At 67.6% G+C, this 15,689-nt stretch carries 21 protein-coding genes; 9 read left to right on the top strand and 12 right to left on the bottom strand.

All coding sequences use genetic code 11. The annotated features are described in order from the left end of the window. Positions 1–390 precede the first annotated feature (390 nt). Positions 391–516 carry a hypothetical protein gene (locus ACI2JZ_RS11710; RefSeq protein WP_404597623.1) on the top strand — a complete coding sequence of 42 codons (126 nt, stop codon included), beginning with the start codon at positions 391–393 and terminating at the stop codon, positions 514–516. Positions 517–530: 14 nt separating this feature from the next. After that, positions 531–824, top strand: coding sequence for a hypothetical protein (locus ACI2JZ_RS11705; RefSeq protein WP_404597621.1), 294 nt, complete (start codon positions 531–533; stop codon positions 822–824). Positions 825–855: 31 nt separating this feature from the next. Here the strand turns inward: ACI2JZ_RS11705 and ACI2JZ_RS11700 are convergent, their stop codons facing one another. From ACI2JZ_RS11700 to ACI2JZ_RS11690, 3 genes are all read right to left on the bottom strand, one after another. Next, a complete protein-coding gene (locus tag ACI2JZ_RS11700) occupies positions 856–1,236 on the bottom strand; it encodes a hypothetical protein (RefSeq protein ID WP_404597619.1) in 381 nt (126 codons plus the stop codon). Then, the gene (locus ACI2JZ_RS11695) at positions 1,229–2,005 is read right to left on the bottom strand and encodes a hypothetical protein (RefSeq protein WP_404597618.1); all 777 of its coding nucleotides are present in this window, start codon (positions 2,003–2,005) and stop codon (positions 1,229–1,231) included. The genes ACI2JZ_RS11700 and ACI2JZ_RS11695 overlap by 8 nt, the downstream gene beginning before the upstream one ends. A 211-nt stretch (positions 2,006–2,216) precedes the next feature. Then, positions 2,217–2,711, bottom strand: a complete 495-nt coding sequence (locus tag ACI2JZ_RS11690) for a MarR family winged helix-turn-helix transcriptional regulator (RefSeq protein ID WP_404597616.1) — start codon at positions 2,709–2,711, stop codon at positions 2,217–2,219. A 150-nt stretch (positions 2,712–2,861) separates the two neighbouring features. Between ACI2JZ_RS11690 and ACI2JZ_RS11685 the strand changes: the two genes are divergently transcribed. The 3 genes from ACI2JZ_RS11685 (at position 2,862) to ACI2JZ_RS11675 (ending at position 4,856) form a co-directional block, all read left to right on the top strand. Then, complete coding sequence (locus ACI2JZ_RS11685) at positions 2,862–3,674, top strand: MBL fold metallo-hydrolase (protein ID WP_404597615.1); 813 nt, start codon at positions 2,862–2,864, stop codon at positions 3,672–3,674. Beyond that, entirely contained in the window at positions 3,665–4,087 is a 423-nt protein-coding gene (locus ACI2JZ_RS11680) for a nuclear transport factor 2 family protein (protein ID WP_404597613.1), read from the top strand. Before ACI2JZ_RS11685 ends, ACI2JZ_RS11680 begins: the two co-directional genes overlap by 10 nt. A 289-nt stretch (positions 4,088–4,376) precedes the next feature. Next, positions 4,377–4,856, top strand: a complete 480-nt coding sequence (locus ACI2JZ_RS11675) for a DUF3592 domain-containing protein (protein ID WP_404598123.1) — start codon at positions 4,377–4,379, stop codon at positions 4,854–4,856. A gap of 45 nt (positions 4,857–4,901) precedes the next feature. Here ACI2JZ_RS11675 and ACI2JZ_RS11670 read toward each other — a convergent pair whose 3' ends face one another. Next, positions 4,902–5,108: a hypothetical protein gene (locus tag ACI2JZ_RS11670; RefSeq protein ID WP_404597611.1), complete on the bottom strand. Its 207-nt coding sequence runs from the start codon at positions 5,106–5,108 to the stop codon at positions 4,902–4,904. 310 nt (positions 5,109–5,418) lie between these two features. Here ACI2JZ_RS11670 and ACI2JZ_RS11665 point away from each other — a divergent pair, with 310 nt between their 5' ends. Continuing rightward, complete coding sequence (locus tag ACI2JZ_RS11665; protein WP_404597609.1) at positions 5,419–5,796, top strand: hypothetical protein; 378 nt, start codon at positions 5,419–5,421, stop codon at positions 5,794–5,796. On the opposite strand, the gene ACI2JZ_RS11660 is transcribed toward ACI2JZ_RS11665, so the two are convergent. Genes ACI2JZ_RS11660 through ACI2JZ_RS11645 form a run of 4 tightly spaced genes read right to left on the bottom strand, consistent with a single transcriptional unit; the run spans position 5,793 to position 9,266 of the window. Further along, complete coding sequence (locus tag ACI2JZ_RS11660; protein WP_404597608.1) at positions 5,793–6,551, bottom strand: SDR family oxidoreductase; 759 nt, start codon at positions 6,549–6,551, stop codon at positions 5,793–5,795. The genes ACI2JZ_RS11665 and ACI2JZ_RS11660 overlap by 4 nt on opposite strands. A 17-nt stretch (positions 6,552–6,568) precedes the next feature. Then, positions 6,569–6,949, bottom strand: coding sequence for a hypothetical protein (locus ACI2JZ_RS11655; RefSeq protein ID WP_404597606.1), 381 nt, complete (start codon positions 6,947–6,949; stop codon positions 6,569–6,571). Beyond that, a complete protein-coding gene (locus ACI2JZ_RS11650) occupies positions 6,946–7,818 on the bottom strand; it encodes an aldo/keto reductase (protein WP_404598121.1) in 873 nt (290 codons plus the stop codon). Before ACI2JZ_RS11650 ends, ACI2JZ_RS11655 begins: the two co-directional genes overlap by 4 nt. A gap of 2 nt (positions 7,819–7,820) precedes the next feature. Further along, positions 7,821–9,266 carry an MFS transporter gene (locus tag ACI2JZ_RS11645; protein ID WP_404597605.1) on the bottom strand — a complete coding sequence of 482 codons (1,446 nt, stop codon included), beginning with the start codon at positions 9,264–9,266 and terminating at the stop codon, positions 7,821–7,823. A 100-nt stretch (positions 9,267–9,366) separates the two neighbouring features. On the opposite strand from ACI2JZ_RS11645, the gene ACI2JZ_RS11640 reads away from it, so the two are divergent. After that, positions 9,367–10,269, top strand: a complete 903-nt coding sequence (locus ACI2JZ_RS11640) for a helix-turn-helix transcriptional regulator (RefSeq protein WP_404597603.1) — start codon at positions 9,367–9,369, stop codon at positions 10,267–10,269. A gap of 202 nt (positions 10,270–10,471) precedes the next feature. Here ACI2JZ_RS11640 and ACI2JZ_RS11635 read toward each other — a convergent pair whose 3' ends face one another. The 4 genes from ACI2JZ_RS11635 to ACI2JZ_RS11620 all read right to left on the bottom strand — a co-directional run bounded on the left by ACI2JZ_RS11635 (position 10,472) and on the right by ACI2JZ_RS11620 (position 13,572). Then, on the bottom strand, positions 10,472–11,287 hold the full coding sequence (locus ACI2JZ_RS11635; RefSeq protein WP_404597601.1) for a suppressor of fused domain protein: 816 nt from the start codon (positions 11,285–11,287) through the stop codon (positions 10,472–10,474). A 50-nt stretch (positions 11,288–11,337) separates the two neighbouring features. Then, entirely contained in the window at positions 11,338–12,432 is a 1,095-nt protein-coding gene (locus tag ACI2JZ_RS11630) for a fatty acid desaturase family protein (RefSeq protein ID WP_404597599.1), read from the bottom strand. A 26-nt stretch (positions 12,433–12,458) separates the two neighbouring features. After that, positions 12,459–12,980 carry a hypothetical protein gene (locus tag ACI2JZ_RS11625; protein WP_247623315.1) on the bottom strand — a complete coding sequence of 174 codons (522 nt, stop codon included), beginning with the start codon at positions 12,978–12,980 and terminating at the stop codon, positions 12,459–12,461. An 85-nt stretch (positions 12,981–13,065) separates the two neighbouring features. After that, entirely contained in the window at positions 13,066–13,572 is a 507-nt protein-coding gene (locus ACI2JZ_RS11620; RefSeq protein ID WP_247623314.1) for a hypothetical protein, read from the bottom strand. Between the two features lie 131 nt (positions 13,573–13,703). Between ACI2JZ_RS11620 and ACI2JZ_RS11615 the strand changes: the two genes are divergently transcribed. After that, positions 13,704–14,678: an ABC transporter permease subunit gene (locus tag ACI2JZ_RS11615; RefSeq protein ID WP_336640938.1), complete on the top strand. Its 975-nt coding sequence runs from the start codon at positions 13,704–13,706 to the stop codon at positions 14,676–14,678. Beyond that, positions 14,675–15,652: a carbohydrate ABC transporter permease gene (locus ACI2JZ_RS11610; protein WP_247632850.1), complete on the top strand. Its 978-nt coding sequence runs from the start codon at positions 14,675–14,677 to the stop codon at positions 15,650–15,652. The genes ACI2JZ_RS11615 and ACI2JZ_RS11610 overlap by 4 nt, the downstream gene beginning before the upstream one ends. The last annotated feature ends 37 nt before the right edge of the window (positions 15,653–15,689 follow it).

The raw sequence follows: 15,689 nt of genomic DNA, 5'->3' as shown, positions 1-15,689 counted from the left end.
ACGTCCCCCGACGCGGCTGGCGATTCGGGTGGTTCGGGCGTAAACAGCCAGATGTTGTCGCGCCGCGAAGGAAGTGGTGAGGGAGGAGCTCTCGGTTCGGATGCGAAATCCTGACAGGTCTCGTGAGACAGATCGACCTCAGAACCGTTCATGACTCCCGCGAGATTCCGCGGGAGTCATGTCTCACGTCACGACAACTCTGGCGAGATCGGACACTCTCGTAGGCCAATCCACCAAAGGGCACTGATCCGTCGCGACGCCGGCGAGAACCATCACCCAGTCGACATCGCTACACCTCGACGCAACGAAGAGTGGCCCCCGGTTGACCGGCTACACGCTCTGGGGCGTGGGGGTAGCGCGGAGCACTCACGTTCCCCCGAGGATCTATCCGTGAGCATCGATTTGGCGGCCCCGCGCCTCTCCCGCGACCTCCGGGCCGGAGGCACTCGCGGCATCGAGACCGCCCTGTGGGTGCTGGTGTCGGAGATCAATCCCCCAACAGGCGCGCACACATGAAGAGGAGGACGAGGATGACGATGCCGCTTCGCGGACGGCGGACGCTCGACGTTGATGGGCAGACGTTCCACTGGACGATCAGCAGACTCGGGGACGTGGGCTATGGCTCGACTGTCGTCCGTGTTGAACTCGCGGCGCTCGCTGGAGGACTGTTGACCCTTCGGTTTGCGAGTTTGCCTGGCAAACCGGTCGGAATTCGTCCGAATGACGTGCGGGTCGTCGTTCGTCATGCGCTGGCTTCCGGGTGGGATCCCGAAGACCCCCGATCGACTCCCGTCGTCGACACGCAAGCCGCGCCCGAAGGGTGAGTGGAAGGTCAGCTGCTCGGTTGGGGTTCCCCTACCGGACTCTGATGCCTCGCTCATTGCGGTATTGAGACAAGAGCTCACCCAGCACCCTAATCGCCTCTTCATCGCGCTCAGGTGGGAGAATCGGCCGACGGTGCTCATCGCGTTCGAGTCCGGAGATCAGGAACAGCGGCAGATGGTGCCAGCCGAGCGCGGGATGTGAGACCACACTCACCCGGCCGCACAGCCAGTCGTAGAACGACGGAGAGGCACCGTCGTCCCCGAAGACTTCGTCTCTGCCCGCCAAAGACATCCCCCACGACATGCCGTTCAGGAACGTGACCACTGACAGATAGCTCGTCGCTCCCACATACATGCCCGGTCGCGCGAACAGGCCCCGCAGGGCGTCATCGGTGGAAGGTGGCTCAGACATCTTGCAGCCGCGCTGCCCGCTCCGTGTCGATGCCCCCATGCCAGCCGGAGAGCGGCGGGGTGATGTCGGATCGCGGCCCGCCCGACCACGCTTCCGCGGTCTCGGTGTGGGAGACGAATCGATCCCAGCTGACGGCGCGCGTGCTCGGCAACACTCCGAACTCGGCGAGACCGATGAGGATGCCGTAGCGCTGGTACTTGTCGGTTCCCGGAAGGATCTTCTCTCGGGCGATCGCCTTCTCCAGGGCACCCGCTCGCGTGCCCTCCGGCTGCGCCGCGATCACGTCGAGCAGGGCGCTGAGACGCTCCCGATCCTCCTCGGTCGGGCGGGGGAGACCCTCGTTCGCTGCCGCCTCGAGATCGGGCAGGTAGTGGTAGGGCAGCTCGTTCCATGCCCAGCCCAGGGCCAGACGCACGAGCGCTTCGGTGATGTCGATCTCCGCGGGCACGGCGTCGAGGCCGCAATCCGGGAGACCGTCGTGGGTGGCGGGCGCATCCGCCAGGTGCCGCGCCCAGGCGAAGGAGATCACCGTCTGCCGCCCTCGCGGAGCGCTGCCCAGCCCGGCGACGAAAGCCGCGAGCACACTGTGCTCGTCGAGCGTCGTAGCCGCGGCGACCGCACGCTTGAAGACCCCGGTGCGCTCGATCGGCTCCGGCGAACGGACGGGCCACCCGAGCGCCTCGGCGGCGGCGATGTCGGCCGGGTCTCTCGATGCCGCGGTGCCGGATACCCCTCCGGTGCGGGTGAAGCGATAACCGTACACGGGCATGAGTACGTCGAGCTCTGCTCGATCAGGTACACGACGAGGGGCGAGAATCACCCGATCAGGTTACTGAATCGATCGCACCCGAAGACACTCTCAGGCTCACCGCCGATTGACTTGCCCAGCCACGACATCATCGCGCGTTGCGGGCGGTCGGCGCCATAGCCGTGGCTGCACTGCCGGGATCGATTCGACTCATGAGCGGCCGGCGCCCCGGTCACGGCATGACGGGGAGCTGATTCGCGGCGTGCTTGCTGAGCGTCTTGACCGACTCCTCGAAAGCGCCGAGATCGTTCGCAGGGAGCGCTGCTAGCACGAGCTGCTCGATGTTGCGTGCGTGGACGGTGGACGCTTCGACGGCGAGGCGCTCACCTTCCGGGGTGAGCTCGACGATCTGGACTCGCCTGTCTTCGGTCGACGCACGACGGCTCACCAGCCCCAACTCGACGCCGCGGTGCACGAGCCGGGTGGCGCCCCCCGAGGTGAGTACTTTGGCCTGCGCGATGCCCTTCGTGGATATCCCGCCTTCGCCCGCGCGGCCGACGATCAGCAGCAGTTCGAAAAGCGAGTGGCTCAGGCCGGTCGCCTCCTCGAGCGCCGTGCCGAGCAGATACTCCAGGCCATTGGCAGCTCCCAGCAGCCGACCGAACACGAGTATTCGCGGATCGTTCGCGGCCGCCTTCGCCGATGCGAACTCCTGATCATTCCCCACGACGCCAGCGTACGCCGCAGAGAAGCACCGATGCTCGCCTCGTGAAATCATGGACAGATCGGGAATAGCTGAGCAGTCAGCTTTCGTTGGACCTGGAGTGCGAGGGATTCTCGCCCGGGCTCGAACCACGAGCTCATTCAGGAAGGAACCATGACCATGTCCCTGAACTTCGATGTCTTCGACCTCGACTTCCCCGCCGGGTCGAAGAACAAATCAGCGGTCCTCGTGACCGGCGAGTCGGAAGCGCTTCTCGTCGACGCCGGATTCACACGCGCCGACGGCCACCGTCTCGTCGCCGCCGTCCTCGACTCGGGAAAGCGGCTCACGACGGTGTTCGTCAGCCACGCGGACCCGGACTTCTACTTCGGGCTCGAGGTCGTTGCGGACGCGTTCCCCGATGCGGCGCTCGTCGCCACCCCGATCGTTATCGACCACATCCGCGACACCTTCGAAGGAAAGCTCAAGGCCTGGGCCGCGCTGGGCGAGAACCTCCCGACCCGCCTCGTGGACCTCGCCCCGCTCGACGCGGACGCGCTCGTCGTCGACGGTCAGCGGCTCGAACTCAAGGGCGGGTCGGCAACGCTACCCGATCGCCATTACCTCTGGAACGCTGAGCACCGAGCCGTCCTCGGCGGCGTGCTTCTCTTCCAGCAGGAGCACGTGTGGACTGCCGACACTGCCACGCCGGAACTGCGCGCGGCCTGGATCGCGCTCCTCGACGAGATGCAGGCACTCGAACCGCAGATCGTCATCCCCGGCCACCGCCTGCCCGACACCGCGACGGACGCGAGCGCGATCGACTACACGCGCCGCTACCTGCAGTTCTTCGAGGCGATCTTGGACCAGTCAGCCGACGGCGCTGCAGTCACCGCCGCGCTTGTCGAGCGCTACCCGTCCGTGGGTATGCTCATCGCAGCTCAGATCGGGCCGAAGGTTGCGAAGGGAGAGATGACATGGGGCTGAACGAAAACACCACGCCGGAGCTGTCCACGTCTCCTCGCGATGTGGTCCGCAGACAGTACCTGGCGTCCGCCGCGGGAGACCTCGACGCGTTGCGGGCAACGCTCGCACCCGACGTCGAGTGGAAGGAAATGGCGGGCTTCCCCCTCGCGGGCACCTACCGCACGCCCGAGGGCGTGACCTCGGCCGTGATGGAGAAGCTCGGTGCGGACTGGGTCGGCTGGACGGCGCATGACGACAGCTATGTCGTGGACGGCGAGAACGTCGTCGTCCTCGCTCGCTACACCGCAACCCACCGCGCAACCGGGAAGCCTCTCGACGTACGTGTCGCCCACGCATTCGTCGTACGAGGAGGATTGATCGTGCGATTCGAACAGTTTGTGGACACCGCGCTCGTGCGCGAAGCAATGGCCTGACCGACCGGTCTCGCGAGACAGATCGACCTCAGAACCGTTCATGACTCCCGCGAGAATCCGCGGGAGTCATGTCTCACGTCACGACGAAATCCAGTGCGATCAGACAAGTGTCCTGTCTTACCGGATCAGGAGAAATCTCGTCCACCTGCTCCGCGCCGATCGGCGGGGAGGAAGCGCCCCTCTCGAGCGCAGAAGTGCCAAGCAGGCGGCAGCCGGGGTGGACCCCGGACTGTGATCCGCATGTCCTTGATGGGAGCTGATGAGCCTGTGATGTGATGGGCGCGTGACGATGCCCCGCAACTCCGGCAACGCGCCCCGGAGCTTTGTGTACCACCCCGTGTTCCGGACGATCGTGATCGTCGCCCTCCTCGTCGTCGGGCCCGTGTTGCTGGTGATCGGCTCGATGCTCAACGCCGCTGACCGGGAACTCGTCGCGAACGGTTCGCGCGCGACGGGAACCGTGGTCGAAGTGAATGACGGGGCCGAGGCCAGCACGCACAACTTCAGAGCCGAGTACCTCGCCGGCGACGCCTCTGTGCATTCGGTCTGGGCCGACTGGGCGCCGGACGCGAAGCCCGCTTTAGGTTCCAGCGTCACGGTGATCTACAGCGCTACCGACCCGAGCGTGGCTCTCGTCGAGGGGCATGGGACCCCGGGCCGCACTGTTGCGGGACTGGGCGGGCTGCTCACCGTCGTGTCCGTCGTGATCATCGTCGTCATGGCCTCCGGCCTCGCGAGGGGAAAAGCCCGGCGCCGAGGGGCCGGCTGACTCCACGCGATGACTTCGCACGAGCTGAGAGACGATCTGAACTCGTTAGCTCTGATCGGGAAGCCAATCCGGGCTGAAAACGACCTCGAGGAGCAATCCTGCGATCTCGAAAACGGCCAACACCCCTGCACTCAGCAAGACGATCGCTGTGATCACGACCGCCCGGCGATGCCGCCCGAGTGGCGTAAGGAGCAGAATGCCGCTGGCGATCACCGCGGCGCCGAGGAGCAGGCAGAACAAGGGAAACGTCATCCCCGTATTCTCTGCCACTGACGGCCCAAGCGCTTGACTCCGGCGCTGGAGGAGGCCGACCAGACGGGTTGTGGACATGCGCGCTCGTCGCGTGCGTCACCGTCGCCGGACGTCCAGAAATACTGACAACTGTCGTGAGACAAATCAGCGGGAAGGACTAGCACGACTCTGGCGAGTTTTCGCGGTTTTGTCGTCTCACTTCATGACAAGTGCGCTGAGATCGGACAGCGGTAGCGCCGGCGCCTCTCGTCACATCCGGCCCGCTGACTCGTCTTCCTTCACGGGCACATCCCGGAGAGAGGCGGCAGGCATGGGCGATGGCGGAAACTGGCTGACGATCATCGGCGTCCTCGTCGTGATCGGCTTCCTGCCGCGCGCGGCGCGGGAGGTCTTCCCGGGCGGCAAGCTCGACTCGGCGGCCCGCGCCGTCTTCCGCGACGCCGGCAGGTTGCCGCTCTTCGTCATGGTCGGCGCGCTCGCGGTGGTCGCGGTCTCCATCGCGGTGGTCGCGGAGCTGGCTCCCGAGTTCATCCGGCTGCCGTTCGACGCGATGCCGCTGGTGGCGATCGGCGGATGCCTGTGGGCTCTCGAACGCGGGGTGCGCGCCGTGCGCCGGTACCGCCGCGACGAGGCGGCTGGGAAACGACGAGGCCCCGACCACCCCTGGCCGTACCGGCGACGCAGCTAGATCCGACCGGGCGACACCCGATCCAGGTCGGCGCGCACGCTCGCGGGCTCCTCGCCCAGCGGCAGGTTGTCGACATCGTGGGCGCCGTCGATCCCGGTGTCGGGATCGAGGGCCGCGAACAGCGGATCGAGGTCGGTCGGCGCGGGTCCCCGCTCGGCGACCAGCTCGAACGTCTTGTTCGTCGCGGCATCCGATGTCAGCGCGGCGACGAGCACCTCGGCGATCTGCGCGCGGGCGATCACCCCGTCGGCCGGGCTGCCGGCGGTGCGGGTGTCGCCCTGCAGGAAGTGCAGCTCGTGCTGGTCGTCGTCGTTGTAGTCGAACCAGCTCGGACGCACGATCGTGTATGGGTGCCCGCTCGCGCGGACGAGGCGCTCGCCACGGCGCTTCCAATCGTGCGCATGGCTGGTGCGGTTGTACGACCCGTCCCGATACGTCACGCCGATCGCGGTCATCAGCGCGATGCGCACGGGGCGATCGCCGATCGCTGCGAGGACGCTGCGCACGCCGCCGTAGTCGACGTCGCGGAACCCTGCCTCGCCACCGTGCGTGCCGTGGGTGAACACGACCGCGTCAATGCTGTCGACCGCATCGGCGAGTGTGGAGGGATCGGTGAGGTCGCCGCGCACCGTGCCCTCGCCGTTCGCGCGGCGGCTGAGCACGCGGACCCGGTGGCCCGCCTCGGTGGCGACCCGGGCGACGTGGCGGCCGATGCTGCCGGTGCCACCGACGAGAAGGATGTTCAGGGAAGTCATGATTCTCCGTGTGTGCGTCAGGCCCTGGCCGAGTCCTTGATCTCGGCCAGAGCGTTCATGAACCCCTCGGAGCAACCGCTGGCTCCCGCCAGGCGGTCGAGCGCGATGGAGTCGATGTCGCGGCCGATGATCTCGTCGCCGAGCGCTGCGGCGAACCGCTGCTGGTGCTCGAGGGACGTCGGATCCTCGGCCGGTGCGGTGATGGCGACCTCGGTGACGCGGTCATCCTCGATGGTCAGCGTCAGGTCCTGATGGGAGGGCAACGAGCCGTACCACCCGGTCGCTTCGTAGGTGCCGTCACGGTAGTCGACGGCATCCGTCGGTGCGGCGGCGCAGCCGGTCAGGCCCGCTGCCATCAGCGCACCCATCGCTCCCGCTGCGCCCGCCGCACGACTCATGCTTCGGGGATCTCGCGGCTGAAGGTCTCGAGCGTGACGTCTTCGGGCTCGGGGCCGCGGCGCACATCGGTGTCGAGCGCGTCGATCGCGGTGAGCTGGTCGGCGGTGAGCTCGAAGTCGAAGACGTTGAAGTTCTCGGCGATGCGCGTGGGACGCACCGACTTCGGCAGCGCCGAGCGGCCCTGCTGCAGGTGCCAGCGCAGCATCACCTGCGCGGGAGTCTTGCCGTGCTCGGTACCGATCGCCTGCAGCGTCTCATCGTCGAAGGCCGATGCGCCGTTCGGGCGGTACGCGGTGATGCCGCCGATGGGCGACCAGGCCTGCGTGATCGTTCCGGCCGCGGCATCCGCCTGCTGCACGTCGCGCTGCTGGAAGTACGGGTGCACCTCGATCTGGTTGATCGCGGGCACGACCGACGTCTCGCCGGCCAGGCGATCGAGGTGGCGGCGCATGAAGTTGCTGACGCCGATGGCGCGCACGCGTCCGTCGGAGAGCAGCGTCTCGAGGGCCTTGTACGCGCCGACCGTGAGGTCGAAGCGCGAGGGCAGCGCCTGGTGCAGGATGAGCAGGTCGAGGGTGTCGACGCCGAGCTTGCCGGTCGACTTCTCGAACGCGTGCAGCGTCTCGTCGTAGCCGAAGTCGTTGATCCAGACCTTCGTCTCGATGAAGATCTCGTCGCGGGCGATGCCCGAGCGGCGGATCGCCTCGCCGACCTCGCGCTCGTTGCCGTAGGCGGCAGCGGTGTCGATGAGCCGGTAGCCGGTCTCGAGGGCCGAGGTCACGGCCGCCGTCGTCTCGTCGGGCGCCGCCTGGAACACGCCGAAGCCGAGCGCGGGCATCGTGACGCCGTTGTTGAGTGTGAGATTCATGGTCATACCTCCAGTGTGGGAACGGATGCGGGGGAGTGGGAGGGGCTGGTGTTACCTCCCTGCACCCCGGCCGGGCGGCGGCCGGGGACGATCAGAGCGAGGGCCAGCACCAGGGCGATGCCGACGAGCACGGCGGCCCCGGTGAGAGCCGACGACACCTCGGCGGAGAGGGCGGCCGCCGGGGCGGCGCCGGGAACATCGGATGCCGCGGCCACCGCGACGAGGATGCCGAGGCCGAGCGACATGCCCACCTGGTGGAAAGTGTTCACGGCGCCCGAGGCGGCACCGGCATCCGATGCGGATGCTCCGGCGATGCCGAACGAGGTCATCGGGGCGAATGCCAGCCCCTGGCCCGCGCCGATCAGGAGCATCGGCAGGGCGACGCCCGCGACGTAGGTGCTGTCGGCGCCGAGCCTGCCGAGCCACAGCATCCCGGCCAGCGTGAGCGCGATGCCGACGACGAGCGGCCACGTGCCGCCGATGCGAGCCACGAGCCGCGGGATCGCGAGCGCGACGACGAAGTTCACCAGCGTCATCGGCAGGAAGCCGAGCCCCGCCTGCAGAGCCGTGAAGCCGAGCACGCCCTGCAGGAACTGCGTCGTGAAGAAGAAGAACCCGATCATCGCGCCGAGATAGGTGAGGCGCACGAGATATGCACCGGTGCGCGTGCGGCTGCGGAAGAGCCGCAGCGGCAGGATCGGCTGCGCGGCCCGCGCCTCGGCGAGCACGAAGACGATGAGGAGGGCGACCGCGGCCGCGAAAGAGGCCAGGGCGATCGGGTCGGACCATCCGGCCTCCGAGCCGTGCAGGAGCCCGAAGACCAGCGCGCCGATGCCGAGCGTCGAAGTGAGGGCGCCGACAACGTCGAAGCGTCCGCGTGCCGTCTCGGTCTCGGGCAGGAACCGCGGCGCGAGCACGATCATCGCGGCGCCGATCGGCACGTTCAGCCAGAACCCCGCGCGCCAGCTCAGCAGTGTGGCGGCAGCTCCTCCCACCAGCATCCCGAGGCTCGCGCCGATGCCCGCCGTCGCGGCGTACCAGGCGACCGCACGGTCGCGCTCGGCACGCTCGAAGCTCGCCGTGAGCAGCGACAGGGCCGACGGCGCGACGATCGCCGCGCCGATTCCCTGCAGCGCCCGTGCGGCGATGATCCACCACGCGGCGGGCGCCACGGCGATGAGGAGCGAGGCGATCGCGAACACCGCGAGACCGAACACGAACACGCGCCGTCGGCCGAGCAGATCGCCGGCTCGGGCCCCGAGCAGCAGCAGACCGCCGAACACCAGCGTGTAGGCGTCCTGCACCCAGGCGAGCTGAGACGCCGACAGCCCGAGCTCGGACTGCAGGCTCGGCAGCGCGGTGAAGATCACCGAGTTGTCGAGCAGGATCATGAAGTAGCTGACGAGGATGATCGTCAGGATCGCCGCTCTGTGCCGTGTCGAGGTCATGCCTCCATCACACGCCGGTCGCGGCATCCGGGGCAGTGACGGTCCTCCCCGGTACTGCCAGTACCTCCCTTCGCCGCGCCGCGAGGCGTACGGTCGGAGCATGGACACCCGCAGCGAAGCGCGCGAGTTCCTCTCGACGAGGCGCGCACGTATCACCCCCGACCAGGCCGGACTCCCGGCGTTCGGGGGCAACCGTCGCGTGCCGGGGCTCCGCCGCGAAGAGGTCTCACTGCTCGCCGGCGTGAGTGTCGACTACTACACGCGTCTGGAGCGCGGCGACCTCTCGGGCGTCTCCGACAGTGTGCTCGACGCGCTCGCGCGGGCACTGCAGCTCGACGACGCCGAGACCGCGCACCTCTTCGATCTCGCCCGTGCGGCCAACGCCTCACCCGTCGCGCGCAAACCGCGCAAGAAGACCGAGACGATCCGCCCCAGCATCCAACGGTTGCTCGATGCGATGACCGGCGCGCCCGCCCTCGTCAGCAACAACTACTTCGACTACCTCGGCGCGAACGCCCTCGGTCGGGCGCTGTACTCGCCGCTGTGGGCCGAAACCGATCCGAACAGTGCGCGCTTCGCCTTCCTGAACCCCGCGGCGCAGGAGTTCTACATCGACTGGGACCGCAACACGCAAGACCTCGTCGCGGCGATGCGCGGCGAGGCCGGGCGCAACCCCTACGACCGCAAGCTCAGCGACCTCGTCGGAGAGCTGTCGACGCGCAGCGACCGATTCCGGATGCTGTGGGCCGCCCACAACGTGCGCTATCACCGCAGCGGCACCAAACGACTCAACCACCCGGTGGTCGGCGAGATCAAGCTGGTCTACGAGGCCTTCGAGCTGCCGGCCGACCCGGGACTGCGGATGGCGACCTACACCGCAGAGCCGGGCACCCCCTCCGAGGACAAGCTCAAGATGCTCGCCAGTTGGGTTGCGACCGAGGCCGCCGTGGAGAGATCATCGGCAGGCGCGAAGGGGACGACACCGACCGGGGCGCAGCCCTAAGCTCATCCTGACGAGGGGGTCGGGGACAGCGCGACGCACGAGGCGAGCGCCGCCGTCGTCGAGACTCTGCGCATCGACCTCGAAGGGCTGCGCACGGCGGGCACGTTCACGGTCGACACCGTGCGGGCCGTGCTGACGGATGCCGGCTACATCCTCGACGGCGGATGCCTGCCCGCGCAGTGAGACCTCGACGGCCCGGGGCCTAGTCGTCTTCGAGCACGTAAGCCCCGGAGGCATCCGTAAACAGCGCCGTCTGGCCGGGAAGGGCCTGCCGGGCGAAGTCCGAGATCCATGGGAACCGGGCGAGGAACGAGTCGACCGACCACACCTCGTGGTTCGCGGAGTCGTTCATGTAGGCATCCGATTCGAGTCCGGTGACCGACTGCAGGTGCGCGCCCGTGAACGTGACCCAGCGGGGCGGATGCTCGGCGTGCAGCTTCGAGAGGAACACGGGACGGTTGCCGGCGATGCCTGCAGGGGCCGCCACGGCATCGTCACGGGTCACGTCGAGCAGCGCGTCGAGCGAGCCCGCTTCGGCGACCAGCGCCTCCCAGCCGCGTGCCGCGGCGAACGCCGCCTCGGTGTCGGTGAGCAGGCGCAGCGTGCGCACATGGCCGACGAGGGCACCCTCGTGCCGCACCTCGTCGAACGAGCTTCCCCACCGAGAGCCCGTCGCCATGATCGCCGTGATTCGCGTGCCCGAGAGGAAGGGCTCGGTATTGCGCCAGGGGGCGCCGACCGGAGGTACCCGGCGGTTGCGGGCGATGTCGTCGCAGACGATCTCGAGCGCGGCGAAAGCGGCCCCCTGCTGTCCGTCGATCACCTCGACCGCCAGCTCGACCTGTTCACCGGTGTCGGTCGGCAGGCGTGAGGCGCCCAAAGTCATCACCGTCACCGGTCCGTCGGTCGGGCGCTTCTCGACGATGCGGACCGACCCACCGATCAAGTCAGGGAAAGGCGCCGGCGCGACCCCCAGCGAATCGAAGACGTGTTCGGGGAAGCCGTGATCCGAGGTCATCGCCCGAGTCTTCCAGTCGCCGAGAGGCGAGGCAACGGGCGGGCGGCGGCTCAGGAGCCGATGAGGCTCCGCTGCTCGACGAGCGGGCAGGTGAAGACGTCGCGCTCGCCGAGTCCGACCCGGTTGATGTAGCGCACGACGATGGCGTACGAGGTGAGCAGGCCGACGGAGGTGTACGGCACGTCATGCGCGCGGCAGTACTCGGCGATCATCGGCGCCGCACGGCGGAGGTGAGGGCGGGGCATCGACGGGAAGAGGTGATGCTCGATCTGATAGTTCAGCCCGCCCATCACGACGTCGAGCAGGCGAGTGCCCCGAACGTTCCGGCTCATCATGACCTGACGCCGCAGGAAGTCGAGCGTCATGTCGCGCGGCACGACCGGCATCCCCTTGTGGTTCGGAGCGAAGGCGATCCCCATATAGAAGCCGAACAGGCCCAACTGCACGGCCAGGAAGACGAACGCGATGCCCGGCGACAGCACGAGGAAGACGAGCGTCAGAAAGCCTCCGAGGCGGATGCCGAGGAAGGCGACCTCGACCCATCGCCGTTCGAGACGACCGCGCGCGAACACTCGGCGCACGCCCGAGGCGTGCAGCGACAGCCCCTCGAGGAGCAGGATCGGGAAGAAGAACACGCCCTGGTGTCCGCGCATCCAGGTGAGCACCGGACCGCGGTGCCTCGCCGCCGTCTCGGCCGTCACGGCGATGACGGGCAACTCGATGTCGGGGTCGGACCCCAGCTTGTTCGGGTTGGCGTGGTGGCGGGTGTGCTTGTGCTGCCACCAGCCGTAACTCATGCCGACGAGCAGGTCGCCGAGGATCAGGCTGATCCAGTCGTTCCAGCGCCCCGAGACGAAGATCTGCCGATGGGCGGCGTCGTGGCCGAGGAAGGCGATCTGGGTGAAGACGATCGCGAGCGCGGCGGCCGTGAAGAGCTGCCACCACGACTCACCGATCCAGACGAACGCCGCGAGGCACACGGCGACGACCAGTGGCGCGGCGATGAGCTTCGTCCAGTAGTACCCGTATCGGCGGCGCAGCAGGCCCTGGTGGCGGACCTGCTGCGCCAGCTCGGTGAACGCGCTCGTCGCGCGCGCGGTGCCCTCGCGCGGACGGGTGCGGATGGTCTGGCGGATGTCGTCCATGACGACCTCCTTCTCCGGCGTCGCCGCTAGCTGCGGACGGCGCCTCCTTCTTCGACCCAGTCCTCGATGCGGGAGTCGTCGTCGGACGACCGATCGCTTCCGGAGGGAGGGGTGAACACGACCGCGTCGGCGAGCGCGGCGACCAGCGCCGCGCGCTCCTGCTCGCGGTCGGAGGCGATCTGGAATCGGTCGGCCGCCTGCGCACGGGCCGTGTGCAGGGCGGTCGTGATCTCGGCGAGCCGCTGCGCGAGCACGGAGGCGAGGCCATCGCGAAGCTCTTCCAGATTGGTGTTCGCGATCTCGAGGCGACGGTCCGCCACGTGCAGCTCGACCGTCGGGTATCCGTTCGCGGACAGGTGGTCGCGCATCTCGCTGCTCTGGATCGCATCGACCTCATCGCGATCGGCTTTGCGCGTGAACACCGCTTCGACGGTGTAGTGGTCGGGAGCGTCATCGGTCATCAGTGCGGCGGGAAGCGAACCGACGAGGACGGACCCCAGGCCCAGCAGTTCAGGGTTCTGCCCTGCGATCTTCAGTTGTGCGTTCATGCCGCGACGATACGTGCGCCGCCGCCATCACGGCAGGGCGTTGACTCCCTGGAACATGCGTGTGTGCGAATATGTCGCGCCAGGATCACCCGTGCGCGAGCACCTGCAAGCCGATGACGGCGAGGCCGAGCGCCGCCTCGGCTCCGAGCGCGACGAGGCGCTGGAACCACGTCAACGGCATCCGCCGTACGGCGATCCAGCCGATGACGATGAGCGAGGCGAGCAGGGCGATCGCGCTGGCGCGCAGCGCGGCATCCGTCGACCAGGCATCGAGCCCCGCGAATCCCAGGAACACGAACGGCAGCACGACCGTGCTGAGCGCCCCGAAGCTCGACGCGAGAGCGTGCCGCAGCTCGGGCGGCGTGAAGAGCCGCTCATGTACGACGAGGTGCGAGATCAGGTCGGCGGTGAAGACGGCGAGCAGGGTGCCCATCACCGTGACGATGAGCGTCGTCGCCGCCTCGCCGGCGCTCACGTGGCCGTGGGTCGAGAGCGTGATGACGACGGCGAGCGCGGCGAACGTGAGGTAGATCCGCTCCTTGAGGTGGGCGGCGCGGGCGGCGCGTTCGGCCTCGTCGATCTCTGCGGCCATGGGACTCCTGTCTGGCGATCTTTCCAAGCCAAGGCTAAGGCGTCGTGACGAGACGTCGGATGTTCGGGTTGCGCATCGGCCTCGGCGGTGTTTATATTACGACGTAAAGTAATTCTCCCGAGAAGGCAGACATGACGCTCAGTGTCGAGCAAGACCTCCCCACCGCGACAGCGGCGGCACCCGTGGAACGACGGAAACGGCAGTCCCGGTTCCGTCGCAGCCTGCGCCGCTACTGGCAGCTGTACCTCCTGCTGCTGATCCCCATCATCTGGTTCATCGTGTTCCGCTACATCCCGATGGCCAACGCGGTCATCGCGTTCAAGAACTACAACCCGATCGACGGCGTCTGGGGCAGCCCGTGGGTGGGCTTCGACAACTTCGCGAACCTCTTCCGCAACCCCGTCTTCCCGCGCCTGGTCGGCAACACGTTCATCCTCGCCGCGTACACCCTGCTCGCCAGCTTCCCGCTGCCGATCATCCTCGCCCTCGCGCTCAACGAGGTGCGACTGCGCTTCTTCAAGCGCACCGTGCAGATGGTCACCTACGCGCCGTACTTCATCTCGACGGTGGTCGTGGTGTCGATGACGATCCTGCTGCTCTCGCCGCGCGTCGGACTCCTCGGGCGCACGTTCAGCTTCTTCGGCGCGGGGCAGGTCGATCTGCTCGCCAGCGCCGACTTCTTCCGGCACATCTACGTCGCCACCGACATCTGGACCACGACCGGATACTCGGCCGTCATCTACCTCGCCGCCCTCGCGTCGGTCGACACCTCGCTCTACGAGGCCGCCAAGATCGACGGCGCGAGCAGGCTCCAGAAGATCTGGAACGTCGACATCCCGGCGCTGCTGCCCACGGCATCCATCATCCTCATCCTCGGCGTCGGCAACATCATGGCGATCGGGTTCGAGAAGGCGTTCCTGCTGCAGAACGCCCTCAACCTCTCGACATCCGAGATCATCCCGACCTATGTGTACAAAACGGGCATCCTCAACGCGAACTTCAGTCTCGGGGCGACGATCGGGCTCTTCAACGCCGTGATCAGCCTCGTGCTGCTGCTCGTGGTGAACACGGTGTCGAAGCGAGTGACGGGAAACGGACTGTGGTGACCACGATCAACACCGAGGCGCTCCTGACCGAAGAGGTCGTCGTCGCGAAGAACAAGAAGCGCCGGCCGAAGCGCGACCCGCTCACCCGCGGCGTCAAGGTCAAGGAGACCAAGACCGACCGAGTGTTCATCGCCGCGGCTTACATCCTGCTCACGGTCTTCCTGCTCGTCGTGCTGCTGCCGCTGCTGAACATCCTCGCGAGCTCGGTCTCGAGCCCCCAGGCCGTCTCGGCGGGCCGCGTGCTGTTCTGGCCCGTCGACTTCACGCTCCGCGGCTACGAAGAGGCGCTCGGCAACCCCGCGATCCTCCGTGGATTCGGCAACTCGATCTTCTACACCGTCGTCGGCACGCTCATCAGCGTGCTCGGCACGGTCGCCGTCGCCTACCCGCTCTCGCGGACCCAGCTCTTCGGACGCAAGGTCATCACCGGTGGCGTCGTATTCACGATGCTCTTCAGCGGTGGCGTCATCCCGATGTACCTCGTCGTGCAGTCCCTCGGCCTCCTCGACACCCGCTGGTCGATGCTGCTGCCCAATGCGATCGGCGTCTGGCAGGTGATCATCGCGATCGTGTACTTCCGCTCGGCCGTGCCTGACGAGGTGTACGAGGCGGCACAGCTCGACGGGGCATCCGAACTGCGCATCCTCTGGACCATCGTCGTGCCGCTCGCGAAGCCCCTGCTCGCCGTCATCGCCCTGATGTACGCGATCATGCAGTGGAACTCGTACTTCGACGCCCTGCTCTACCTGCGCAACGCCGACCTGCAACCCCTGCAGCTCGTGCTGAGGGGACTCCTGATCCTCAACGACTCGGGCGGGGGCGGAGACGTCGCCGAGCAGCTGCGGCGCCGTGAACTCGCCGACCTCATGCGGTACTCGACCGTCGTCATCGCGACCATCCCGATGCTCGTCGCCTACCCGTTCGTCGCGAAGTACTTCAACAAGGGGATCATGGTCGGCGCCGTCAAGGGCTGACCCCTCTCACAGACCCACCACCACACACCCCCATTAC

The sequence above is a fragment of the Microbacterium sp. NPDC087868 genome, assembly GCF_044900755.1.
Classification (GTDB): Bacteria; Actinomycetota; Actinomycetes; order Actinomycetales; family Microbacteriaceae; genus Microbacterium; species Microbacterium galbinum.
Note: the sequence above shows the minus strand (reverse complement) of the source record. Positions and strands in the feature narration are given on the sequence as shown.